The sequence below is a fragment of the Streptosporangium sp. NPDC049644 genome (assembly GCF_040675205.1).
Classification (GTDB): Bacteria; Actinomycetota; Actinomycetes; order Streptosporangiales; family Streptosporangiaceae; genus Streptosporangium; species Streptosporangium fukuiense.
The window spans coordinates 1-24,051 of the sequence record NZ_JBFAOJ010000124.1; the positions used below are offsets into that span (position 1 = coordinate 1).

The 24,051-nt window shown below is 71.0% G+C and carries 21 protein-coding genes; 16 read left to right on the top strand and 5 right to left on the bottom strand.

The window, feature by feature from the left end:
* Window positions 1-275: 275 nt before the first annotated feature.
* The 7 genes from AB0J58_RS39610 to AB0J58_RS39640 all read left to right on the top strand — a co-directional run bounded on the left by AB0J58_RS39610 (window position 276) and on the right by AB0J58_RS39640 (window position 9,447).
* Window positions 276-560 (top strand): HPr family phosphocarrier protein, encoded by a 285-nt coding sequence (locus AB0J58_RS39610; protein ID WP_030904431.1) that lies wholly within the window; start codon window positions 276-278, stop codon window positions 558-560.
* A complete protein-coding gene (ptsP, locus tag AB0J58_RS39615) occupies window positions 553-2,202 on the top strand; it encodes a phosphoenolpyruvate--protein phosphotransferase (protein WP_364225680.1) in 1,650 nt (549 codons plus the stop codon). The genes AB0J58_RS39610 and ptsP overlap by 8 nt, the downstream gene beginning before the upstream one ends.
* A 167-nt stretch (window positions 2,203-2,369) precedes the next feature.
* Window positions 2,370-5,135 carry an AAA family ATPase gene (locus tag AB0J58_RS39620; RefSeq protein WP_364225683.1) on the top strand — a complete coding sequence of 922 codons (2,766 nt, stop codon included), beginning with the start codon at window positions 2,370-2,372 and terminating at the stop codon, window positions 5,133-5,135.
* A 298-nt stretch (window positions 5,136-5,433) separates the two neighbouring features.
* A complete protein-coding gene (locus tag AB0J58_RS39625) occupies window positions 5,434-6,288 on the top strand; it encodes an alpha/beta hydrolase (RefSeq protein ID WP_364225713.1) in 855 nt (284 codons plus the stop codon).
* A gap of 210 nt (window positions 6,289-6,498) precedes the next feature.
* Complete coding sequence (locus tag AB0J58_RS39630; RefSeq protein WP_343974166.1) at window positions 6,499-7,302, top strand: DUF3152 domain-containing protein; 804 nt, start codon at window positions 6,499-6,501, stop codon at window positions 7,300-7,302.
* A gap of 96 nt (window positions 7,303-7,398) precedes the next feature.
* The gene (locus AB0J58_RS39635; protein WP_364225686.1) at window positions 7,399-8,448 is read left to right on the top strand and encodes an NAD-dependent epimerase/dehydratase family protein; all 1,050 of its coding nucleotides are present in this window, start codon (window positions 7,399-7,401) and stop codon (window positions 8,446-8,448) included.
* Between the two features lie 48 nt (window positions 8,449-8,496).
* Complete coding sequence (locus AB0J58_RS39640; protein WP_364225689.1) at window positions 8,497-9,447, top strand: DUF72 domain-containing protein; 951 nt, start codon at window positions 8,497-8,499, stop codon at window positions 9,445-9,447.
* Here the strand turns inward: AB0J58_RS39640 and AB0J58_RS39645 are convergent.
* The 3 genes from AB0J58_RS39645 to AB0J58_RS39655 all read right to left on the bottom strand — a co-directional run bounded on the left by AB0J58_RS39645 (window position 9,440) and on the right by AB0J58_RS39655 (window position 12,664).
* Window positions 9,440-9,712, bottom strand: a complete 273-nt coding sequence (locus AB0J58_RS39645; protein ID WP_343974157.1) for a WhiB family transcriptional regulator — start codon at window positions 9,710-9,712, stop codon at window positions 9,440-9,442. The two genes, AB0J58_RS39640 and AB0J58_RS39645, sit on opposite strands and share 8 nt — an antisense overlap.
* 261 nt (window positions 9,713-9,973) lie before the next feature.
* Window positions 9,974-11,632, bottom strand: coding sequence for a catalase (locus tag AB0J58_RS39650; protein ID WP_364225691.1), 1,659 nt, complete (start codon window positions 11,630-11,632; stop codon window positions 9,974-9,976).
* 267 nt (window positions 11,633-11,899) lie between these two features.
* Entirely contained in the window at window positions 11,900-12,664 is a 765-nt protein-coding gene (locus AB0J58_RS39655) for a hypothetical protein (protein WP_364225694.1), read from the bottom strand.
* A gap of 228 nt (window positions 12,665-12,892) precedes the next feature.
* On the opposite strand from AB0J58_RS39655, the gene AB0J58_RS39660 reads away from it, so the two are divergent.
* The 5 genes from AB0J58_RS39660 to AB0J58_RS39680 all read left to right on the top strand — a co-directional run bounded on the left by AB0J58_RS39660 (window position 12,893) and on the right by AB0J58_RS39680 (window position 17,338).
* Window positions 12,893-13,897: a MoxR family ATPase gene (locus AB0J58_RS39660; RefSeq protein WP_030904452.1), complete on the top strand. Its 1,005-nt coding sequence runs from the start codon at window positions 12,893-12,895 to the stop codon at window positions 13,895-13,897.
* Between the two features lie 268 nt (window positions 13,898-14,165).
* On the top strand, window positions 14,166-15,113 hold the full coding sequence (locus AB0J58_RS39665) for a DUF58 domain-containing protein (RefSeq protein ID WP_364225697.1): 948 nt from the start codon (window positions 14,166-14,168) through the stop codon (window positions 15,111-15,113).
* Window positions 15,110-16,057: a VWA domain-containing protein gene (locus tag AB0J58_RS39670; RefSeq protein ID WP_364225699.1), complete on the top strand. Its 948-nt coding sequence runs from the start codon at window positions 15,110-15,112 to the stop codon at window positions 16,055-16,057. The genes AB0J58_RS39665 and AB0J58_RS39670 overlap by 4 nt, the downstream gene beginning before the upstream one ends.
* A 32-nt stretch (window positions 16,058-16,089) precedes the next feature.
* Entirely contained in the window at window positions 16,090-16,704 is a 615-nt protein-coding gene (locus AB0J58_RS39675; protein ID WP_364225702.1) for a methyltransferase, read from the top strand.
* Between the two features lie 76 nt (window positions 16,705-16,780).
* On the top strand, window positions 16,781-17,338 hold the full coding sequence (locus tag AB0J58_RS39680) for a TrmH family RNA methyltransferase (protein ID WP_350919391.1): 558 nt from the start codon (window positions 16,781-16,783) through the stop codon (window positions 17,336-17,338).
* A 3-nt stretch (window positions 17,339-17,341) separates the two neighbouring features.
* Here AB0J58_RS39680 and AB0J58_RS39685 read toward each other — a convergent pair whose 3' ends face one another.
* Window positions 17,342-19,033, bottom strand: coding sequence for a ubiquinol-cytochrome c reductase cytochrome b subunit (locus AB0J58_RS39685; protein ID WP_364225705.1), 1,692 nt, complete (start codon window positions 19,031-19,033; stop codon window positions 17,342-17,344).
* 241 nt (window positions 19,034-19,274) lie between these two features.
* On the opposite strand from AB0J58_RS39685, the gene AB0J58_RS39690 reads away from it, so the two are divergent.
* The 4 genes from AB0J58_RS39690 (at window position 19,275) to AB0J58_RS39705 (ending at window position 23,101) form a co-directional block, all read left to right on the top strand.
* Window positions 19,275-20,072: a glycerophosphodiester phosphodiesterase gene (locus AB0J58_RS39690; protein ID WP_343974132.1), complete on the top strand. Its 798-nt coding sequence runs from the start codon at window positions 19,275-19,277 to the stop codon at window positions 20,070-20,072.
* A 142-nt stretch (window positions 20,073-20,214) separates the two neighbouring features.
* Entirely contained in the window at window positions 20,215-21,630 is a 1,416-nt protein-coding gene (locus tag AB0J58_RS39695) for an MFS transporter (RefSeq protein WP_364225715.1), read from the top strand.
* 148 nt (window positions 21,631-21,778) lie between these two features.
* Window positions 21,779-22,123: an RNA polymerase-binding protein RbpA gene (locus AB0J58_RS39700; protein WP_030904469.1), complete on the top strand. Its 345-nt coding sequence runs from the start codon at window positions 21,779-21,781 to the stop codon at window positions 22,121-22,123.
* Window positions 22,124-22,282: 159 nt separating this feature from the next.
* The gene (locus AB0J58_RS39705; RefSeq protein WP_364225707.1) at window positions 22,283-23,101 is read left to right on the top strand and encodes an isocitrate lyase/phosphoenolpyruvate mutase family protein; all 819 of its coding nucleotides are present in this window, start codon (window positions 22,283-22,285) and stop codon (window positions 23,099-23,101) included.
* 18 nt (window positions 23,102-23,119) lie between these two features.
* Here AB0J58_RS39705 and AB0J58_RS39710 read toward each other — a convergent pair whose 3' ends face one another.
* On the bottom strand, window positions 23,120-23,953 hold the full coding sequence (locus AB0J58_RS39710) for a PP2C family protein-serine/threonine phosphatase (protein ID WP_364225710.1): 834 nt from the start codon (window positions 23,951-23,953) through the stop codon (window positions 23,120-23,122).
* Window positions 23,954-24,051: the final 98 nt, after the last annotated feature.

Genomic DNA, 24,051 nt, shown 5'->3' on the forward strand with positions numbered 1-24,051 from the left:
ATCTGATCACGCACCGGTTGCCGCTCGCGGAGGTTCTGGAGGGGATCGACATCGTCAGCAGGGGCGAGGCCATCAAGGTCACCATCGAACCCTGACCGCCCCGGCCCTCGGAGCTTCGGGCCTTCGGGCCGGGCAGGAGCGAAAGGCCATACCGGGGAGCCGCCGGAGGGCACCCCGATCCACATCGGGGTGCCCCGCCCGCCTCCCGCCGGATCCGGCGGGAGGACCGGCGCAAGCTCACACCACTCGCAGAACACGCAGAAGGAGAACCGGAGATGCCGGAGAGGACAGTGGTCATCGCCTCAAGCACGGGCCTGCACGCCCGGCCTGCGAAGATCTTCGTGCAGGCCGCGGCCAAGCAGGGGATGCCCGTCCGCATCCGTGTCGGGGAAGGCAAACCCGTACCCGCCAACAGCATGCTCGCCGTGCTGGCGCTGGGTGCGACGCACGGCACGGAGGTCACCCTGGACGCGGAGGGACCGGGAGCCGACGAGGCACTCGACTCCCTCGCCGACCTGCTCGCCCGCGACCTCGACGCCGAAGAGACACCGCATGGCTGAGACGCTCAAGGGCCTGGGCGTGAGCCCGGGGCGGGCCGCCGGGCGAATCTGCCGGATGGCGGCCCCGCCGGAGCTGCCGGCCTCCGCGCCGGTCGCCGACGCCGACGCCGAACTCGGCCGGGCGCTGGACGCGCTGCGAGCCACCGCCGCCGAACTGGCGGAGCGGGCCGAGAAGGCGCCCGACGCCGACGCGCGGGCGATCCTGGAGGCGCAGTCCTTCATCGCCGATGACCCCGGTCTGCACGAGTCCGTGGAGGCCGGCGTCAGGTCGGGCAAGGACGCCGTGCACGCCATCGACGAGGCATGCGCCCACCATCGGCGCGCACTGCTGGCGGCGGGCGGTTACATCGCCGAGCGAGCCGCCGACCTCGACGACGTCCGTAACCGGGCCGTCGCGGCGGTGCTCGGCCTACCCGTCCCCGGGGTGCCCTCCCCCGGTCATCCCTTCGTCCTGGTCGCCGAGGATCTCTCCCCCGCCGACACGGTGAACCTGGACCCCGACAGCGTTCTCGCCCTCGTCACCTCACGGGGTGGCCCGACCAGCCACACCGCCATCCTGGCCCGCGCCCGCGGCCTGCCCGCCGTGGTCGCCTGCCGGGAGGTGAGCGAGGTCGGCGAGGGGACGTGGGTGTCCGTCGACGGTCTGCGGGGCGAGGTGGAGGTCGGCATCGGCGAGGAGGCCGCCGCCGAGATCCAACGCCTGGCGGAGGCCGAACGCCGCCGGACGAGCACGAGCCGGGGCCCCGGCCGGACCTCCGACGACCACCCGGTCAAGCTGCTGCTCAACATCGGCTCCGCGGCCGACCTCGCACCGCAGGGGGTGGACGCCGAGGGAGTGGGACTGTTCCGTACGGAGTTCCTCTTCCTGGACCGGCGTGAGGAGCCGGGCTACGAGGAGCAGGTGGCCGCCTACGCCGCGGTCTTCCGCGCCGCACCCGGCGGGCACGTCGTGGTCCGCACCCTTGACGCGGGCACCGACAAGCCGCTGCCGTTCCTCGGGCTGGCCGAAGAGACCAACCCGGCGCTGGGCGTGCGGGGGCTGCGGGTGTCCCGGGTCAGGCCCGAGGTGCTCGACACCCAGCTCGACGCCATCGCCGAGGCCGCGCGCCAGAGCGGGGCCGAGCCGTGGGTGATGGCGCCCATGGTGACGACGGTGGGCGAGGCGGCCGACTTCGCCGGGCGGGCCCGCGCCCGGGGAATCGCCCGCGTCGGGGCGATGGTGGAGGTCCCCGCCGCCGCGCTGCGCGCCGAACGCCTGCTGAAGGAGCTCGACTTCCTGAGCATCGGCACCAACGACCTGAGCCAGTACACCTTCGCCTCCGACCGGCAGCACGGAGATCTCGCCGACCTGCTCGACCCCTGGCAGGCGGCGCTGCTCCAGCTGATCGCCGACTGCGCCGCGGCCGGGCAGGCGGTGGGCAAGCCCGTCGGCGTGTGCGGTGAGGCGGCGGCGGACCCGCTCCTGGCGACGGTCCTGGTCGGGTTGGGCGTCACCAGTCTGTCGATGTCGGCGCCCAGCGTGCCCGCGGTGCGGGAGAGCCTCGCCGCGCACTCCCTGGCGCAGTGCCGCGACAACGCCCGGCTCGCCCTGGGCGCGGACGACCCCGGGCAGGCCAGAAAGATGATCCTCCCGGGTTGGTGAGCCCCCCTGAGACGGGCCGGAGACCCCCTCCCTCCGGCCCGTCTCCCCGGCGCGCATCGGTGAAATCACCGGTGTTCCCCCCGGAAGGCGCCGGGGCACCGGTGCGGGCCGGCGGAGGCCCCGCCCCGGCCCTTTCCAGGCGCGACATACGCGCGTAACACTGGGACATGCCCTCCCCCTCTCCCTCCCCCGTCATCCGGTCACCGGCACTGCACGGCCGTGACGCGGAGCAGGACGCACTGCTGCGACTTCTCGACGCCGCGCGCGCCGGATCGGGAGGCGCCCTGATCCTGCGGGGGGCGCGGGGAACGGGAAAGACCGCGATGCTCGATGTCGCGGCTGAGCGCGCGGGCGAGTCGGGCGACTTCGCCGTGCTCAGGGCGCGCGGCACCGAGGCGGAGTCGCACCTGCCCTGCGCCGGGCTGCACGGACTGCTCCGGCCGGTCGCCGACCGGCTGCCCGCGTTGCCCCCGGCACAGGCCGTGGCGCTGGCGCGAGCACTGGAACTGGGCGCGGTGGACGGCGGGCTGGCGCTTCCCGCCGCGGTGCTCAGTCTCCTGGTGGCCCTCGACGGCCCGGTGCTGGCCTGCGTCGACGACGTTCACCATCTCGACGCGCCCAGCCGCGAGGCGCTCTTCTTCGCGGCCAGGCGGCTGACCGGGGAGGCGGTGGTGCTACTGTTCGGTGCCGACGACGGCACCGCGGTCCCCGACGACATACCGGCCTTCGAGCTGGACGCCCTGGACAGGGAGGCGGCCGGGCGACTGGCGGACGACCTGCTGCCGGAACTGGCCGATGACGTGCGGGCGTCGCTGCTGGAGATCGCCTGCGGCAACCCGCTCGCGCTCGGAGAGCTCGCCCGGTCGCTCAGTCCCGAGCAGCTCTCCGGCGCCGCCGCGCCGCCCGAGACGCTGCCGAGGGGCGGGCGGCTCTGGCGCGCGTACGCCGACCGGTTGGCGCGGCTGCCCGGCGACACCGCGGACATGCTCCTGCTGCTCGCGGCCGACCCCGACCTGGAGACGGTCACCCTGCTCGAGGCCGCGAAGCCGCGCTGCGCGCTGACCGTGCTCGAACCGGCGGAGAGGGCGGGCGTGATCGTCCGCGTCGCCGACGCCGCCGGCGACCGCTACGACTTCCGTGAGCCCGCGATGCGGGCCGTGGTCTACGCCGGCTCCTCTCTTGCCGGGCGCCGTACGGCGCACCGCCTGCTCGCCGGCGTGCTGCGCCACGACCACCAGCGGCTGCGGCGCGCCTGGCATCGGGCCGAGGCGATGGACGGCCCCGACGAGTCGCTGGCCGACGAACTGGCCGCGGCCGCCGCGGCGGCGGACCTCCAGGGAGGCCATCCGGCCTCCTTCCTCGCCTTCGAGCGGGCGGCCGAACTGACCGCGCACGGCGACCTCAAGGCCGCGCGCCTGGCCGCCGCCGCCAACCGCGCGTGGCGTGCCGGGCTGCCCAGGCGCACCCGGTCACTGCTGGCCCGCCTGCACTCGCTGACCATCTCCGAGGAGGTACGGAGCCAGGCCGAGCTGATCCGCGGCAACCTGGAGCTGCGCAGCGGGAAGACCGGCAGCGCCGGGGACGACCTGATGTCGGCGGCCGAGTCGCTGCTGGACAGGGACCGGGGACAGGCCGTCCGGGTGTTCATCCGCGCGGGCGAGGCGAGCTATCTGGCCGGCGACAACGTCCGCTACCTGGACATAGCGCGGCGGGCCGCCGCGCTGCGCCGCCCGGACGACCCGGCGGCCACCCAGCTGATGTTCGAGTATCTGGCCGGTACGGCGGCGACCTTCGGCGGCCGTCACCGGGAGGCGGCCGATCCGCTCCGCCGGGTGCTGGAGCTCGCGCCCTCGGTGCGTACCCCGTCGGTGCTGGTGTGGGCGGGCGTGGCCGGCCTGCTGCTGGGTGACGACGCGCAGGCGCAGCGGCTGTTCGGCCGGGCGGTGGAGACGGCGCGCGCGCTCGGGGCGGTCTCCACGGTGCCCCAGGTTCTGGAGTTCATGATCCAGGCCGAGATCTGGATGGGCCGCTACGCCTCCATCGCCGCCAGCGCCGTCGAGGGACTCCGGATCGCCCAGGAACGCGGCAGGCCCAACAGCGCGGGCCAGCACCTGGGATGGCTCGCGCTCACCGCGGCCGTCGAGGGCGACGAGGAGACGTGCGCGATCAGGGCGGCGAGCGCCATCGAGCTGGCGGGCGCCCACGGCCTGGGCGTGGCGGGGGCACTCGGCAACTGGGCGCTGGCCCACCTCGACCTCGCGGCGGGACGCCACGCCGACGCGGCCAAGCGGCTGCGGGCCGCGTCCGGATCGGGCGGGACAGGCGGCCACCTCGTGGTGCGGGTCATATCGACGCCCCACTTCGTCGAGGCCGCCGCCCGCACCGGCGACCGGCAGGCGGCCGAGAGGGCCCTGCGGGTGCTGGACGGCTGGGTGGGCAGCACCCGCAGCCCCGACCGGCGCGCGCTCGCCACGCGCTGTCACGCGCTCCTGGCCGCCCCCGGGGACGCCGAGGAGTACTTCAGAGCGGCGCTCGACCTGCACCACCAGGGTTTCTCCGAGTTCGAGACGGCCCGCACCCAGCTGCTCTTCGGCAGTGCCCTGCGCAGGAACCGGCGCCCCGGCGCGGCCAGGGAGCATCTGCACAGCGCCCTGGAGACGTTCGAGCGGTTCGGCGCGCGCCTCTGGGCCGAGCAGGCCCGCACCGAGCTGCGCGGGGCCGGGGAGGCCGTCAGGTCGTCCCACCCCGGGGCCACCGGGAAACTCACGGCGCAGCAGTACCAGATCGCGCGGATCGTCGCGGACGGCGCCACCAACCGGGAGGTGGCGGCCCGGCTCTTCCTGAGTCCGAGGACCGTCGAGCACCACCTCAGGAACATCTTCACCAAGCTCGACATCCGCTCGCGGGTGGAGCTGGTGCGGCTGATGTCCTGATTCACGGGTGCGGTGCAGTACGGGTGATTTCACCGATGCACTACCGGCCTGACAACGAGAAAGTGGCGACTGTCAGAAACCCGAGGGGTCACCCGGTGGCGCTGACCGTGCCGTCGCCGCCTCCGGCGGCGGACCGGCGCGCGACGAACGGTTGTCGGCCGACCACCGTATCGCCCTGGTTCCCCCCACAGGAACGGAGTACAGCAACGTGCAGCCGTACCGCACCACCCCCCAGGCCCGCGCGCCCAGGCGGTCCCGCCGGGCGACGACTGTCGCCACGCTGACCCTCGCACTCGCTCTGCTCGGCACCGGCGGGGGCCTCGCGCCCGCCGCGCAGGCCGTCGCGGCCCCCGCCGCACAGGCCGCCGCCGCAGGCCCGTACGACCGCGGCCCCGACCCGACCAACGCCAGCATCGAGGCGGTCAGAGGGCCGTTCGCGATCGCGGAGACCAACGTCTCCTCGCTCAGGGTGACCGGCTTCGGCGGAGGGACGATCTACTACCCGACGTCCACCAGCGAGGGGACCTTCGGCGGAATAGCCATCGCCCCGGGCTACACCGCGAGCAAGTCGAGCATGGCCTGGCTCGCCTCGCGGCTGGCCTCCCACGGTTTCGTGGTCTTCAACATCGACACCATCACCACCGCCGACCAGCCCGCCAGCCGCGGCAGGCAACTGCTGGCCGCGCTCGACTACCTGGTGCAGAGCAGTTCGGCGGCCAGCCGGGTCGACGCCGGCAGGCTCGGCGTGATGGGCCACTCGATGGGCGGCGGCGGCACCCTGGAGGCCGCCAACAGCCGGCCGCAACTGCAGGCGGCCGTCCCGCTGACCGCGTGGAACCTGACCAAGAACTGGTCGGGCATCCGGGTCCCGACGCTGATCGTCGGCGCGGAGAACGACAGCATCGCCTCGGTGAGCCTGCACTCCAAGCCGTTCTACAACAGCATCCCGGCCTCCTCGGAGAAGGCCTACCTGGAACTCGACGGCGCCAGCCACTTCGCGCCCAACAGCTCCAACACGACGATCGCCAAGTACAGCATCTCGTGGCTGAAGCGGTTCGTCGACAACGACACCCGCTACGAGCAGTTCCTGTGCCCCGCGCCCCGGGGTGACAGGAACATCTCCGAGTACCAGGACACCTGCCCGCACTCCTAGGACACCGGACCGCCACCGGGCCGTCACCGGGCCGCCGTCGAAGCACGGCACCGGCGGCGGCCCGCGACCGCGAACCCCAGATCCGACGGCGGCCGCCGCACGCGGCCGCCGTCGGCGTACCCACCGCAGGTCTCCCTGAGATGCCACCATCTGGTGGATTTTCCCCCGGTTTGATCAGTTACCGCCGAGGGGCAATAGGGTTTACGGACTATGTCCAGGAACGAAAGTCGACGTGACTCCAAGACCGTTATGTGGCTTCTCGCGTTCAGCGTCGTGGCCACCTTCACGGCCGGAGCGGTCACCCTGCTGAGCGGTCACCTCGAAGCCGTTCCCGACATTCCCCCACCCCCGGACGCCGCCCTGCCCCAGATACCCGTGACACCGGTGACACCGACCCCGCCGCCGCAGCCTCGGGGGACGGCCGACCCCTCAGGCCCGGTCAAGGAGCCGCTCCTGCTGGCCAACGGCCGGCAGCAGCCGCTGAGGATGAAGGTGCCCCGGGCGGCCAAGGGCCGCTACGCCGTCGCCCCCGGCGAGGCCAGACCTCCCAGGGGCAAGGGCAGGGTCATCCGGTACGCGGTGGAGGTCGAGCGCGGCCTGCCGTTCGAGGTGGAGGAGTTCGCCTCCGAGGTGCACCGGATCCTCAACGACCCGCGCGGCTGGGGGTACCGGTTCAAACGGGTGGCGCGCGGCCCGGTGAAGCTCAGGGTCTCACTGAGCAGCCCGGAGACCGCCGACCGGCGTTGCCTGCCGATGCGGACCAACGGCACGCTGTCCTGCTGGAACGGCGAGCGCGCGATCATCAACGCGGTCCGCTGGAACACCGGGGCACGAGGCTACGGCCGTGACGTGGCCTCCTACCGCGAGTACGTCATCAGCCACGAGGTCGGGCACGGCCTCGGCCACGGCCACGTGTCCTGCCCCGGCCCCGGCCGGCGGGCCCCGGTGATGCTCCAGCAGACCAAGTCCCTGTACGGCTGCCGCCCCAACCCCTGGCCATCACCCCGCCGCTGACCGGCACGGCGGTCATGTGCGGCCGGCGAACCACCACGTACGGCAAAGCCGTGACGGGAGAAGGTTCACCGGCCTCTCCCCGGGCACCCGGTAGACATGCGAGTAGCCATAGTCGGCGCGACCGGAAACGTGGGCACCAGCGTGGTGTCCGCCCTTGCCGCCGATCCCGACATCACATCCATCGTGGGCCTGGCCCGCAGGCCGCCGGCCTGGCAGCCGCCCAAGACCACCTGGCGGGCCGTGGACATCACCACCGGCGACCTGGCGCCGCAGTTGGCGGGGGCCGACGCGGTCATCCACCTGGCGTGGCTGTTCCAGCCCACCCGTGACCCGGTGACCACCTGGCGGAACAACGTCCTCGGCGGCATCAGGGTCTTCGAGGCCGCCGCGCGCTCGGGCGTCTCCACGCTCGTGCACGCCTCCTCGGTCGGCGCCTACTCCTCCGCGCGCAAGGACCGGGCGGTCACCGAGGACTGGCCGACCCACGGCTGGCCCGGCGCCGCCTACGGCAGGGAGAAGGCCTACCTCGAACGGGTGCTCGACACGTTCGAACGCGACCATCCACAGATCAGGGTCGTGCGGCTGCGGCCGGGGTTCACCTTCAAGCGGGAGGCGGCGGTCGGGCAGCGGCGGCTGTTCGGCGGCCCGTTCGTGCCGCAGCGGCTGCTGCGGCCGAGCCTGATCCCTCTCGTGCCCGACACCCCCGGGCTCCGTTTCCAGGTGGTGCACAGCGCCGACGTCGGCGAGGCCTACCGGCTGGCGGTCACCCGTCCGGTGTCGGGTGCCTTCAACATCGCGGCCGGCCCGGTGATCGAGCCCTCGGTGCTGGCCGATCTGCTCGGCGCCCGGCTGGTGCCCGTCTCCGGCTGGACGCTCAGGAGCGCGGCCGCCGCGGCCTGGCACCTGAGGCTGGTACCCGCCTCACCGGGCCTGGTCGACCTGGTGCTCAGAATGCCGATCATGGATACCGGCCGCGCCCGTGCCGAGCTGGGCTGGCAGCCGCGGCACACGGCACTGGAGGCGATGAACGAGCTGTTCTCGGGACTGCGCGACGCCGAAGGCATGGACACCCCGCCACTCTCACCGCGCACCGGAGGGCCCGGACGCCTGGGCGAGTTGGCCGGCGGCGTCGGCGCGAGGCCGTAGAGCCCACGCGGCGAAGGGACCGTCGGAATCATCAGGAGGGACGCGGGCATGAGCAGGATCCTCGTGGGCACCGCCTCGTGGACGCACCGATCGCTGCTGGAGTCCGGCTGGTATCCCGGCGACGCCTCCACCCCGACGAAGCGACTGGCCTACTACGCGTCGAGGTTTCCGATCGCCGAGGTGGACGCCACCTACTACCACCCGCCGTCGCGAAGCACCGTGGAGGCCTGGCGAGACCGCACCCGTCCGGGGTTCACCTTCGACGTCAAGGCGTTCTCCCTGCTGACCGGGCACCCCACCCGGCCCGCCGCCCTCTACCGGGACCTGCGGGAGAGACTCGGCGCACCGCCGGAGCGCAACCTCTACCTCAAAGACGTGCCGCCGGAGATCGTCGACGAGGTCTGGCGGCGATTCCTCAGCGCGCTGGAACCGCTGCACGAGGCGGGCAGGCTGGGAGCGGTGCTCTTCCAGTTCCCGCCGTGGTTCCCGATCGGGGAGAAGAACAGGCACCACATCCTGGAGTGCGCCCGGCGCTGCGCGCCGATGCGGATCAGCGTCGAGTTCCGCAACCACACCTGGATGGACGAGGAGAACCGCGAGGACACCCTGGCCTTCCTCGCCGAACACGATCTCGCCTACGTGGGGGTCGACATGCCCCAGGGGCACCCTTCGTCGATCCCGCCGGTCCTGGCCGCGACCTCCGGCCTCGCCGTGGTACGGCTGCACGGGCACTCCGACAGGTGGACCAGCAAGAACATCGACGAGCGCTTCGCCTACCTGTACTCGGAGGCGGAACTCGAGCACTGGGCGGTCAGGATCAGAGAGCTCGCCGCACAGGCCGAGGTCACCCACGTGCTCTTCAACAACTGCTGCCGGGACAACGCCCAGCGCAACGCCGCCAGGTTCGGCGCGCTCGTCGAAGAGGCGGGCGAGCCCGGCGAACAGGACGGGCAGGACGAGGCCCGGACGGCCGGCCGGTTCCGGGGCACCGCTACCTGACCTGGCGCCTCGCCCTGGTCATGGTGGCCCTGCGCTCGTCGGGGGTGGTGCCTCCCCACACGCCGTCCATCTGCTGGGTGTTCAACGCGTACTCCAGGCAGCGCCCGCGCACCGGGCAGCGGCGGCACACGGCTCTGGCGCGCTCGTACTGTTCACGACCCGGCCCCTCGTAGGACACCGGAAAGAAGAGTTCGGGATCCTCGCTGAGGCAGGAGGAGCGGCGGGACCAGCTGATGATCGGAATAACGTTGCTCTTAACAGGCATGGCGATCCAATTGGGAGTGAGAACGGCTCAGATACTGGCAGCTCAGGTTGAGGATCGCGTGCCCGCTGTAGTAGCACTCATACCTTTTAAGCGGAAAAATCGGGTGATTTTGACCGATAGTCTCTTCCGTTAAGGGAAATCCCGATCAGCGGGCCCGCCCCCGGCGGTGCCCGACGCCCTGACCATCCCCGCGCGCTCCAGGGCCCGGCGACCGCCGCTCCCGCCGGGCCGGGGCGCGCACCCCGGCCCGGCGACCGGTTACTACCGCTCCACCCGTGCCCGCTCGTCGGGCACGCAGTGCGTCATCTTCAGGCCGGTCACGTCGCGCGGCCCGTTCTTGCCCAGCCTGGACAGCCGCTCGCGGTCCTCGTCCGTCAGGTCCTGGCCGACCAACGGCTTCAGGTGGGAGACGTCCCCGGGGCTGATGCCCAGCCCCTCTCCCACCTTGAGCCCGAGATCGTCCTCGACCATCAGGAAGTGCCAGACCATCCGCTCCTGGACGGGGCGCGAGGCCTGGGAGAGCAGGTCGACGAAGTTCCGCACGAGATCGTCGCGCTCCCACTGCTCCATGAGCATGTAGCGCTGACCTGCCTGGGTGTAGTCGTTGGTACGCGGAATGCGCTTGCGGGTCAGCCTCCCGGAGATGACCGGCCCCTGCTCGTCGTAGGTGGGGTACTGCCCCTCCCTGAGCCCTCCGGTGATGGACGGCTCGTAGTTGACGTGCGGGTTCTCGCCCTGGCCATCGACAAAATAGGTCATCTGCCCGTCGCGCTGGTTGGTGCGCACCTCGGCGTGCTTGGCCTGGTTGACCGGGAGCTGCAGGTAGTTGGGCCCCACCCGGTGGCGCTGGGTGTCGCTGTAGGAGAACGTACGGCCCACCAGCATCTTGTCGTCGGAGAAGTCGAGGCCGTCGACCAGGACGCCGGTCCCGAAGGAGATCTGCTCGTTCTCGGCGAAGTTGTTGGCCACGTTGCGGTTCAGCACCATCCTGCCGACCGGCATGGGCGGGAACTCGTTCTCCGGCCACACCTTGGTGTCGTCCAGCGGGTCGAAGTCCAGCTCGGGGTGGTCGTCGTCGCTCATCATCTGCACCCGCAGCTCCCACTCGGGGAAGTCACCCCGCTCGATCGCCTCGTGCAGGTCCCTGGTGGCGTGTCCGAGGTCCAGTGCCTGTACGGCCGCGGCGTCCTCGGCGGTCATGCTGCGCACGCCCTGCTTGGGGATCCAGTGGTACTTCACCAGACGGCTGTCGCCCTCCTGGTTCTCCCACTTGTAGGTGTTGACCCCGAATCCCTGCATGTGCCGGTAGTCGGCCGGGATGCCGCGCGGGCTGAACAGGTTGACGAGCATGTGCATGCTCTCCGGCGTCTGTGACATGAAGTCGAAGATCCGGCCGGGTTCCTGCCTGAACGTCACCGGGTCCGGCTTGAGCGAGTGGATCACATCGGGGAACTTGATGGCGTCCCTGATGAAGAAGACCCCCAGGTTGTTGCCGACGAGGTCCCAGTTGCCGTCCTCGGTGTAGAACTTCACCGCGAACCCACGCGGGTCGCGGGCGGCCTCGGAGGAGTCCCTGCCACCGATCACCGTGGAGAACCGGACGGCCACGTCGGTCCGCTTTCCGGGCTCCTGGAAGAGTTTCGCCCGGGTGTAGCGGCTGATCGGCTCGTCACCGAACGTGCCGTAGGCCTCGAAGTAACCATAGGAAGTCGTCCCCCGGGCGTGGACCACCCGCTCGGGGATGCGCTCGCGATCGAAGTGGCTGATCTTCTCCAGGAACTGGTAGTTCTCCAGCGTGGCCGGACCCCTCGCGCCGACCGTGCGCTGGTTCTGGTTGTCGTAGACCTGGTGCCCCTGCCGGTTGGTCAGAATCGGGCGGTCATCGCCCGGCTGAGGTCCCACGCTCGACACATCCGTCATGATGACGATTCCTTCCCTGCCGCGGTCACGTTCGGCGTACCACTTCATATCGGTACACGGTCCCCTTTATCCGACAGAGGGCGTTTTATAGCGACAAAGAGAAGAATCTTCACAAAGAAGGATGGCAATTTAAACGGCCGGACAGCGGCTCGGCGTGCCTATGGCGCCCTGTGCCCATGGCGACGCCGGCGCGTCGCGGTGAGGCCGCTCTTACCCGGCTCCTTCGCTCCTCAGTCCAGTCCCCGGCGCGGCCTCACGGCGCCCCTCCTAGATCGGCTCGCCCTCGTTCTCGTCGCCCTGTTCGGGGCCGGGGGTACCGGTCCCGCTCCGGCTCGGCGACGGCGAAGGAGTGGGCCGGCCGGGATCCGGCGTCGCCGGGATCGGGGGCGGGGTCGGCACGAACACCGTGGGCGGCAGCGGCCTCGGCGGCGGCCGGAAATCGTCCTCCTTGCGCAGCAGGAGCCAGACCGTCACGGCCAGCAGCACGAGCAGCAGGGTCAGCACGACCCCCGCGGCGATCACGGCCCGGCGGGTCTCGGTCGGCGGCGGCGCGTCCATGGGCGGCGCGGGCAGCGCGGGCGAGCGGTCGCCCACCCAGTGCGGCGCGAAGTCGGGGCCGTGCTGCTCGCCGATCAGCGTTCCGCTGACCAGCACCGGTTCGAGGAACCGCTCCGCTCCCGCCCTGTCGGGCTCGTACGGCGTGGCCACCCACGGGGCGCTCCCGCCGTCCATGGCCAGCACCTGCGGAACCGTGTCGGCCACCGCGGTGCGCCCGCGGGTCGCCCTGGCCATCCAGCCCCGGACACCGGAACGGCTGGCCGCCGCGTCACGGACACCGGTGACGAAGCGGTCGCGGGCCGCCGGGTCGAGCGCGGCTCCCCTGGTCAGCACCGCGACCGAGACGGCCCTGCCGTCGGGGGCGAGCCCGAGATAGACCAGCCCGGCGGGTCCCACCCGCAGACGTGCCTGCACGACGAAGGGTCCCAGCTGGGGCGGGTCGCCATACTGGAGCGGAGTGGCCACGTCTGACATGAAAGCACACCCGGCTGATCACCCCATGCCGCACGGGTGACGAGATCGGGCACGCCGCGCGGGCCGCCACCGGGCTCGGGGGACCTCCCCCACCCGAGAAGCCGGCTGCTCGCCTCCCTCGGCCGAGACGGGCACCGGCCGTCTCGAACACGAGAAGCATGACGAGGGAGGCGATTCACCGCCGGGTCGACCCGGCGGTTCCCTTGCCGGACGTGATGGAATATCGACATGACCGTCGCAGAAGAACTGCCGAGCGAGATCGACACCGGACTGCTGCGCGACGCCCTGACCGAGGTCCGGCGGGTCATCGTCGGGCAGGAGCACATGGTGGAGCGGTTGCTCGTGGCGCTCCTCGCCCGTGGCCACTGCCTGCTGGAGGGTGTGCCGGGCGTGGCCAAGACCCTGGCCGCCTCGACGCTGGCCACCGTGGTCGGCGGCGCCTTCGCCCGTATCCAGTTCACCCCCGACCTGGTCCCCAGTGACATCGTGGGCACCCGGGTGTACCACCCCTCCCGCGAGGTCTTCGACGTCGAGCTCGGCCCGGTTTTCGTCAACTTCCTGCTCGCCGACGAGATCAACCGGGCCCCGGCCAAGGTGCAGTCGGCGCTGCTGGAGGTCATGGCCGAGCGGCAGGTAACGCTGGCCGGGGAGACCCATCCGCTGCCCAGGCCGTTCATCGTGCTGGCCACCCAGAACCCGATCGAGTCCGAGGGCGTCTACCCCCTCCCCGAGGTCCAGCGCGACCGCTTCCTGTTCAAGGTCCGCGTCGCCCATCCCAGCGCCCACGAGGAACTGGAGATCCTGCACCGGATGAGCGTCACGCCGCCGACGCCCAGGGCGGTGCTCGACCCCGCGCGGCTGGCCGCGCTGCAGTCGATGGCCGATCAGGTCTCGGTGCACCAGCTCGTCGCCGACTACGTGGTCAGGCTCGTGATGGCCACCCGCTCCCCCGCCGACTACGGCCTGGCCGGGCTGGAGGAGAACATCGAGATCGGTGTCAGCCCCCGGGCCACCCTCGGCCTGGTCGCGGCGGGACGTGGCCTGGCGCTGCTGCGGGGCCGCGACTACCTGCTCCCCGACGACATCCGCGACGTGGCGGTGGACGTGATGTCCCACCGGCTGATGCTCACCTTCGACGCCCTGGCGGACGGGATCGATCCCGAGGACGTGATCCGCCAGATCCTCGCCGCCGTTCCGCCCCCCCTCGTCGTCTGGAACCAGGGCCCCCGGTGACCACCTCGGAAAGCGGCATGGGGACGTGCCCATGCCCGGACTGAGGGACTCCCGTGAGGCCGCGCCGGGGACTGGACCGAGGAGTGCCTGTGAGGCCGCGCCGGGGACTGGACTGAGGAGTGAAGGAGCGAAGCGGATGAGCGACGAGGGAAGGAGCCGGATCCCAGCGGCCGAACCGCGACGCGCAGCGTCGCAAATGGCTCGTGACCCCTCGCGACGAGGGAAGGAGCCGGATCCCAGCGGCCGAACCGCGACGCGCAGCGTCGCATTGAGCACTGCCGAACAGGCACTGCGGCGGCTGGAGCTCACCATCGTACGGCGCCTGGACGGGTTGCTACAGGGTGCCTACCAGGGGCTTCTTCCCGGTCCTGGCAGCGAGTTCGGCGACAGCCGGGTCTACGTGCCCGGCGAGGACGACATCCGGCGGATGGACTGGGCGGTGACCGCCCGCACGACGGTCCCGCACGTGCGCGACCTGGTCGCCGACCGGGAGCTGGAGACCTGGGCGCTGGCCGACCTGTCGCCCAGCATGGACTTCGGCACCGCCGACATGGAGAAGCGGGACCTGGTCGTGGCCGCCATCGGGGCGATCGGCTTCCTGGCGGGCCGGATCGGAAACCGCTTCGGCACGTACGTCCTGCACGACGAGTACGTCCACCGGATGCCCGCCAGGAGCGGCCGCCCGGCGCTGTACGGCCTGCTGCACTCGCTGATGGAGGCTCCCAGAGGTCGTGCCGTCACCGACGCCCCCGACCTGGCCGAGGCGATCGAGGTGATGGCCTCGGCACGGCGACGGCGCGGCCTGCGGGTGATCGTCTCCGACTTCCTCGACCCCGAACCCACACTCGATCCCACCCTGGAGCTGCCCTGGGAGCGGCCGATCCGCAGGCTGGCCGCTCACCACCAGGTGATGGCCGTCGAGGTGATCGACCCCCGCGAGCTGGAGCTGCCGGCGGTCGGACTGGTCAACCTGACCGACCCGGAGTCGGGGCGAAGCCGCCAGATCCAGCTCACGCCCAAGGTCCGCCGGGCGTACGCGGAGGCCGCCGCCGCGCAGCGGGCGGCCAACCAGACGGCGTTGCGCCGCTGCGGGGTGGCCCACCTGGTGCTGCGCACCGACCGCGACTGGGTCTTCGACATCGCCCAGTTCGTACTGCGGCAGCGGCGCATGGCGTACCTGACCCATAGGCACCCGAGGTCGGGAGCGACACGGTGACTTTCCTCTCTCCGGCCTGGCTGTGGCTGTTCGCCGCGCTGGCGCTGCTCGTGGCGGGCTACGTGGCCGCCCAGTTCGCCCGGCGCCGCTACGCGCTGCGCTTCACCAACCTGCCGCTGCTGACGCTGGTGACCCCCTCGGAGCCCGGCTGGCGGCGGCACGTCGCCCCGCTGCTGTTCCTCGTCATGATGTGCCTGCTGATCGTGGGCTCGGCCCGTCCCGCCGATTCGGTACGGATCCCCCGCGACCGCGCGACGATCATCATCGCGCTGGACGTCTCGCTGTCGATGGAGGCCGACGACGTCCAGCCGAACCGGATCGCCGCGGCCAAGGAGGCGGCCCAGAAGTTCGTCGCGGACCTGCCGGAACGCTTCAACGTCGGGCTGGTCGCCTTCGCCCGCTCCGCCTCCGTCGTGGTCTCCCCCACCACCGACCACCAGGCGGTGAACACCTCCCTGGGCAACCTGAGCACCCGTGCGGGCACCGCGATCGGCGAGGCGGTGTTCAGCTCCCTGGACTCGTTGCGCTCCTTCGACCAGCAGGCGGTGACCGACCCCCCGCCCGCGGCGATCGTGCTGCTGTCCGACGGCGACAACACCTCCGGCCGCTCGGTGGCGGAGGCGATCGAGTCGGCGATGAGCTCGCGCGTGCCGGTCTCCACGATCGCCTACGGCACCCAGGAAGGCACCGTCTCGATCGACGGGCGCGACGTGAACGTGCCGGTGAACAAGACCACGCTGCAGACCCTGTCGGACGGCACCGGCGGCCGGGCCTACGAGGCGGAGTCCGGCAGCCAGCTGCGGGAGGTGTACGAGCAGATCGGCACCTCGCTGGGCTACCGGACGGTCAACCAGGAGGTCACCCAGTGGTTCGTGGTGGCGGCGGTCCTGACCGGGCTGGTGACCGCCGGGGTGGCCCTGCTGCTGGGGTCGCGGCTGCCCTGAGCGGGTCCCCGCCATTGGTAACGTTCTACGACGTGGCACATTACTTCGAGGAGCGTCCCGAGACCGCCGGCCGTCCCGGCTCGGTCACGCTCGTGCTCCCCGACCTTCACCTGAAGCTGGAGACCGACAGCGGGGTCTTCTCCGCCGAGCGCGTCGATGTGGGCACCCGGATCCTGCTGGAGAGCGTGCCTCCTCCGCCGTCCGGCGGCGACCTGCTCGACCTGGGCTGCGGTTACGGGCCGATCGCGCTGACGATGGCCTCGCGCGCCCCCGAGGCGACGGTCTGGGCGGTGGACGTCAACCGCAGGTCCGTGGAGTTGTGCGCCAGGAACGCCCGGTCCGCCTCCCTCGGCAACGTGAGGGCGATGCACGTCGACGAGGTTCCGTCCCAGGTGCGGTTCTCCGCCATCTGGTCCAATCCGGCGATCCGCATCGGCAAGGCCGCGATGCACGAGATGCTGACCCGCTGGCTGTCACGTCTCACCCCCGACGGCGTCGCCCACCTGGTGGTCCAGAAGCACCTGGGCTCGGACTCCCTGCAGCGCTGGCTGAACGAGCGGGGCTGGCCCACCGAGCGGGTGGCCTCCCGCTCGGCGTACCGGATCCTCCGGGTGGAGGCCGGGTCGCAGGCGGACCCGGCGCGGTGAGCACGGTCATCCCGGCGGGCGGGACACGAGCCGCCCGAGAGACGAACGAGGAACGACGAGGAACGGTGAACGACCGATGACGGCGAACCCGCGCAGGCAGCTGCGCCCGACCGATGTCAAGCGCCTCAACCGCACCTGGCGGAGAAACACCGAGGGACGGCTCGCACTGATCCTGGAGTCGGTGACCGGCCCGTTCAACGTCGGTTCCATCTTCCGCACGGCCGCCGCCTTCGGGGTGGAGCGGATCTGGCTGGCGGGCAACGCCACCCCGCCGACCAACCCCAAGGCGCAGAAGACCGCGCTGGGCACCGACCGCCTGGTGGCCTGGGAGGAACCGGTGCCCGTCCTGGAGGCGGTACGGGCGGCCAGGGACGACGGGTTCACCGTGGTCGCGGTGGAGTTGACCGGCGACGCGGTGCCCCTGTCCGAGGCCAAGCTGGACGGCGACGTGTGCCTGGTGGTGGGCAGCGAGGACCACGGATGCTCCCCCGCGCTGCTGGAGGCCGTCGACGGCGTCTGCTACATCCCGCAGGTAGGCCGGGTCGGCTCGTTCAACGTCTCGGTCGCGGCGGCGATCGCGGTGGCGGAGGTCCGCCGCCAGGAGTGGTCGGGCAAGGCGCTGCCGGAGGACTGACCGTCATCGGTTCGGGCGCCCGCTCTCCTCCGTGCCCGAACCGGTGCCCGAGCCGGTGCCCGACCCGATGGCCGTGCGCCCTCCGGCTCCCTGCCCGTCCGGCCTCTGTCCGTCGTGCCCCCGGGCACCGTCGAGCGGGACCTTCTCGCCCCCGTAGGCCCTGCTCATCCTGGCGCGAAGCCTGGCGAGCCGACGGTGTTTTTTGGCCGCGGGGATCCCCTCCTCGTCCTCGACGGCCGCGGAGATGGTCGGGATCGGCCTCTTGCCCCGGATGAGGGCCTCGATGCCCTCGTTGGGCGGGACGTGTACCTCGATGTAGTCGCCCAGCGGCCGACGCTTGATCACGCCGGTCTCCACGCCGTGGCCGATCTGCGCGGCGTCGCGGCGCTGCAGGCCCAGGCAGATCCGGTAGGTGATGTAGTAGGCCAGGGCCGGCCCCAGGAAGATCATGACGCGGCCGATGTAGGTCAGCATGTTCAGCGAGAGGTGGAAGAACGCGGCGATCTCGTCGTTCGAGGCTATCAGCCACAGGATCCCGTAGAACGTGATCGCGGCCATGCCGATCGAGGTGCGGTGCGGGTTGTTCCGGGGGCGGTCCACCACATTGTGCTCGCGGCGGTCCCCGGTGACCCACGACTCGATGAACGGATACAGCATCAGGCCCGTCATGATGATGCCCGCCGGCACCAGCGCCGGGATCAGCACGCTCATCGGCAGCGTGAAGCCCAGGAAGTTGATCTCCCAGGAGGGCATCAGGCGGAGCGCGCCGTCCAGGAACGCCAGATAGAAGTCGGGCTGCGAACCCGCCGAGATGTTGGCCGGGGTGTAGGGACCGTACAGCCAGATCGGGTTGATCTGGGCGAAGGTGCCCAGCAGCGCGATGACCCCGAAGGTGAACATGAAGAAGGCGCCCGACTTGGCCATGAAGGAGGGGTACGTCGGCCCGCCCACCACGTTGTCGTTGGTGCGGCCCTTGCCCGGCAGTTGCGTGTGCTTCAGCACCCAGGTGAGCATCAGGTGGGCGGTGATCAGCGCCAGCAGGACGCCCGGCAGGAGCAGGATGTGTATCGAGTAGAACCTGGAGATGATGTCCTCGCCGGGATACTGGCCGCCGAAGAGGAAGAAGGTGAGCCAGGTGCCGATCACCGGAAACGAGATCATCGTGCCCGCGGTGATCCGCAGGCCGACACCGGAGAGCAGGTCGTCGGCCAGGGAGTAGCCGGTCAGCCCCTCGGCCAGGGCCAGCATCAGCAGCAGCACGCCGATCACCCAGTTCAGCTCCCTGGGCTTGCGGTAGGCGCCCATGAAGAAGATCCGGAGCATGTGCGCCATCATCCCGGCGACGAACAGCAGGGCGGCCCAGTGGTGCATCTGCCGCATCAGCAGGCCACCGCGCACGTCGAAGCTGATGTTCAACGTCGAGGCGTACGCCTCGGACATCATGATGCCCCGCAGCGGGCCATAGGAGCCGTCGTAGACGACCTCGCCCATGGTGGGCCTGAAGAAGAACGTCAGGAACACGCCGGTCAGCAGCAGGACGACGAACGAGTAGAGCGGTATCTCGCCGAGCAGGAACGTCCAGTGGTCGGGGAAGAGCTTCCGCATGTTGCGCTTGAGAAAGGAGGCGGCGCCGAGGCGGTCGTCGACGAAACCGCTGATGCCCGCCACGGGCTTCGGAATGCTCCCGGTGCTCATGCGCGGCCTCCGTTCTCGTGGACCTCGGTCTCGACGTCGTGCTCCCGTGAACCGAGAACCAGCTGAAACGGCGAGGTCTGCCGTGGACGACCAGGTGTTTTTCATCATCCATGGCGATGAACAAGCCGATGAACAAGCCGAGGCAAAGACTCGCCGATCGGTCCGGTTCCGTGGTCTTGTGACCCAAATGTTCACCTGCCCGCGATGGCGAGCCCTGCTCACAGGGGGCATACTCCTGCACGTGCAGCGTCGTTATGCCTTCCTCGACCATCCCGCCCCACTCGCCTTCGCCCACCGGGGCGGGGCGGCCGAGGGAAGGGAGAACACCTTCGCCGCCTTCGAGCGGGCCGTCGAGCTCGGTTACACCTACCTGGAGACCGACGCGCACGCCACCTCCGACGGAGTGCTCCTGGCCTTCCACGACCACACGCTGGACCGGGTGACCGACCGCCGGGGACGGATCGCCGCGCTGCCGTACCGGCTGGTGCGCGAGGCGCGGATCGGCGGCGTGGACGAGATCCCGCTGATGGAGGACCTGCTGGGCTCGTGGCCCGAGGCGCGCTTCAACATCGACGTCAAGGAGGCGGCGGCCATCGCGCCGCTCGCCGAGACGGTCAGGCGGACCGCCTCCCACAACCGGATCTGCCTCACCTCCTTCTCCGAGGAGCGACTCGCCCGCGCCCGCGCCGCGATCGGTCGCGAGGTGTGCTCCTCGCTCGGACCACGCGGCGTGGCGGCCCTGCGCGCCGCCGCCACCACCTCCGGATACGGCCGGCTGCTCGCCCGCCTGGCCCGCGCCGGGGTGCCGTGCGCGCAGGTGCCGGTGGGCTTCCGCGGCCTGCGGATCACCACGCCCGCCCTGGTCCGCACGGCGCACGCGCTCGGCATGCAGGTCCACGTGTGGACCGTCAACAACACCGGGGTGATGGAACGCCTGCTCGACGCGGGCGTGGACGGCCTGATGACCGACAACATCTCCGGGCTGCGCGACGTGCTGGAGGCCCGTGGCCAGTGGCACCCCGGCCGTCTCGCCGCGTGAACCGCATGAACCGTGTGAACCGCGTGAGTCACGTGAGCCGCCCGGGCGGGGTGAGTGGCGTGCGGGCGCGCGACCGCCGGGACAGGCGGGACCACGCGAGAGCACCGGCCCGGCCACTACGCGCCTGCCCTCTCGTGGCGACCTGAACGCACGACCGCGCGAGCGCCCCTGTCCCCCGCCCCCCAGCGAACCGAGGACCCCCATGACCTCCGAACAGGTCGTCGAGGAAACCCCCCAGGCCCGCCGCCGCGAACAGCGCGGCTGGTACTTCTACGACTGGGCGAACTCCGCCTTCCCCACCACCGTCCTGACGGTCTTCCTCGGCCCCTACCTGACGACGATCGCGGAGACCGCCGCCCAGGGCCGCCCCTACGTGGACGTGCTCGGGTTCGACGTGCGGCCCAGCGCCTACTACTCCTTCGTGGTGGGCACCGCGGCCATCCTGCAGATCATCCTGATGCCCGTGGCGGGCGCCCTGGCCGACCACACCGGCCGCAAGAAGGAGCTCATGGGGCTGTTCGCCTACCTCGGCGCCGGCGCCACCCTCTGCTTCTGGTTCGTCGCCGACGGACGCTACCTGCTGGGCGGCGCGCTGTTCCTGGTGGCCAACGTGGCCTTCGCCGCCGCGTTCGTGATCTACAACTCGTTCCTGCCGGAGATCGCCACGGCGGACGAGCGCGACCGGGTCTCCGCCCAGGGGTGGGGCTTCGGCTACCTCGGCGGCGGCCTGCTGCTCGCCTTCCACCTGGTGCTCTTCCTCAAGCACAAGTCCTTCGGCGTCACCGAGGCCGAAGCGGTGCGCATCGCCCTGGCCTCGGCGGGCCTGTGGTGGGGCGGGTTCACCGTCATCCCGCTGCTGCGGCTGCGCAACCGGCGGGCGCTCGCCCCCGGCACCGAGACGGCCGCTCAGGCCGTGACGGGCAGCTTCCGCCAGCTGGGCCGCACCGTCAGGGAGCTACGGCGCTACCCGCTGACCCTGGGCTTCCTGGTCGCCTACCTCATCTACAACGACGGTGTGCAGACCGTCATCTCCTTCTCGGCCACCTATGCCGACAAGGAGCTCGGTCTTGGCCAGGAGGTGCGGATCGCGGCGATCCTGATGGTGCAGTTCGTGGCCTTCTTCGGGGCGCTGCTGCTCGGCCGGCTCGCCGCCTCCTACGGGGCCAAGCGGGTCGTGATGGTCGCGCTGATCGCCTGGGTCGCCGTGGTGGCCGTGGCCTACTTCCTGCCCAAGGGGTCGGCCGGGCCTTTCTTCGCGCTGGGATTCGCCATCGCGATCGTGATGGGCGGGACGCAGGCACTGTCGCGGTCACTGTTCTCGCATGTGATCCCGCGGGGCAAGGAGGCGGAGTACTACAGCCTGTACGAGATCAGCGACAAGGGCTCGACGTTCCTCGGGTCGTTCACCCTCGGCCTGGCGCTCCAGCTGACCGACAGCTACCGCCTGGGCATCGTCTCTTTGGTGATCTTCTTCGTGCTCGGTTTCGTGCTGCTCGCCCTCATCGACCTGCCCAAGGCCATCAGGGCGGCCGGAAACCAGGTGCCGGAACGCCTCTGAGAACGCCCCGGAAAAGGGTTCCTTCACAGACCGGGTCAAGAACGTGCGATTGGATCACGCTGTCTGTGGGAATCCACACACGGTATCAAGCGTTGTACGCCGTGGGAGACGAACCCCTCACGACGGGGCCCTCAGGAGGCATTCAGACATGGGCGAGCGTGCGCTACGCGGTACCCGGCTCGGGGCGACCAGCTACGAGAACGACCGCAACACCGATCTGGCCCCGCGCCAGGAGGTGTCCTACACCTGCCCGAAGGGCCATCGATTCGACGTTCCGCTTGCCGCTGAGGCCGAGATCCCGGCGACCTGGGAGTGCCGCATGTGCGGTGCGACCGCCCTCCGGGTGGACGGCGAGGTGCCGGAGGCCAAGAAGGCCAAGCCCCCGCGTACACACTGGGACATGCTGCTGGAGCGCCGCACGATCGAGGACCTGGAGGAGGTGCTCAACGAGCGCCTGGCGATTCTACGCGCCCAGCGCCGCAAGAGCGCCTGACGGATTCGAAGGGACGGAGACCTTCGGCCCCCTGACCAGGGGGCCGAAGGTCTCCATCTTCTCCGCTGCCCTGGTGACGACCGGGGCGCGAAGTGGCTCAGCCGATTAGTGCGGAATTGGTCCTTGGGGTCGGTCCGCTTTCTCCCTAAGATCATTTCCATGACCACTCAGACCAGCAGAGAGACCACCGGCAGCACCTCGACGACGGCCGGTGAGAAAGCCGCGGCGCTCCGGGCGCTGCACGTGCCGGGCCGCCCGCTGGTGGTGCCCAACGTCTGGGACGCCGCGTCGGCACGTGCCGTCGAGGCCGAGGGATTCCCGGTGATCGCCACCGGCAGCGCCGCCGTCGCCCCGGTGCTCGGCTACGACGACGGTGAGGAGACACCCGTCGAGGAGATGCTGGCCGCGATCGCCAGGATCAGCCGCTCGGTCGGCCTGCCCGTCACCGCGGACATGGAACGCGGCTACGGGCTGGAGCCCGCCGAACTGGTCGAGCGACTCGCCGCCGCCGGGGCCTCCGGCTGCAACCTGGAGGATTCCGATCCGCGCACCGGTGCCATGGTCGACGTCGACGAGCAGGCGGCCTTCCTGGGCGCCGTCCGGTCCGCCGCGGCCGACGCCGGCGTGGACCTGGTGATCAACGCCCGGATCGACACCTACATGAACGGCACGGGAGACGCCGGGGAGCGGCTGGCCGAATCGGTGCGGCGGGGCCGCCGCTACCTGGAGGCGGGTGCCGACTGCGTCTACCCGATCTTCGCAGCCGAGGCCGAGGCCGTCCGCGCACTGGCCGAGCGGATCGAAGGGCCGATCAACATCCTGTTCCGTCCGGGTACGCCGTCGCTCGGCGAGCTGGCCTCCCTCGGGGTGGCCCGGGTGAGCTTCGGCCACGGCCTGCACAAGGCCGTGCAGGCGTACACGGCCCGGATGCTCACCGCGATCCGGGACGGTGAGAGCCCCTACTCCCCCGCGCTCTGATCCGGCGCCCCGCCGGGCTCAGAGGCTGAGCTTGCCCTCGGCTCCGCCGCACCACTCCACCAGCAGGACCGTGGCATCGTCCTGGAGCCTGCCGTCGTGGTGTTTCAGCACGCTGCGGACCAGGCGGCGCAGGGTCTCCGGCACGGGCAGGCCGTCGGCGTTGTGCCGGATGATGAAGTCGACGAAGCGCGCCAGACCGAACTCCCTGCCCGCGCGGTCGCGGGCCTCGACCATGCCGTCGGTGTAGAGGAGCACACGGTCGCCTGGCTCCAGCTGCTCCCTGCACAGGGTCACCGGCAGCTCGAGTCCGAGGCCCAGCGGGTGGGCGGGCGGGCATCTCAAGGTGGTGACCCACCGCCCCCCTCTGATCACCACCGGCGGGTGATGACCCCGGTTGACCCAGGCGAACACTCCGGTGCGCATGTTCAGGTCGGCCAGAATGGCCGTGGCGAAACGGTTGCCCTGACCGAACTCCTTGATCAGCACCTCCTCGATCCCCTCGCTGACCCGGACGAGGCCGGCACCCTGGCGGCGCTGGTTGCGGCAGGCGGCCACCGCGAGGTTGGCGGTCAGCCCGGCCGACGCGTCATGGCCCATCGCGTCGAAGACCGCCAGCTGGACGGATTCGCCGTCCAGCCCGTAGTCGAAGGCGTCGCCACCGAGCTCGTACGCCGGTTCGAGCGCGGCACCGACGATCACCTTCTCGCCGGCGAAGGTGAGCGGCGGCAACAGGTTCCACTGCATCTCGGCGGCGACGTTCATCGGCCGGGTCCGCACCAGCCGGGCATAGGAGTCGCTCTGGGAGCGCTTGCTCACCAGCATCAGCGCGACCACGGACGCCAGGTGCCGCATGTCCTCCTGCGACCGGTCGCGGGGGGGGGGGGGGGGGGGGCCGCCCCCCCCCCCCCCCCAAGAGAGAGCTGAAGGCGGGCAGAAAACCCAAAAACACA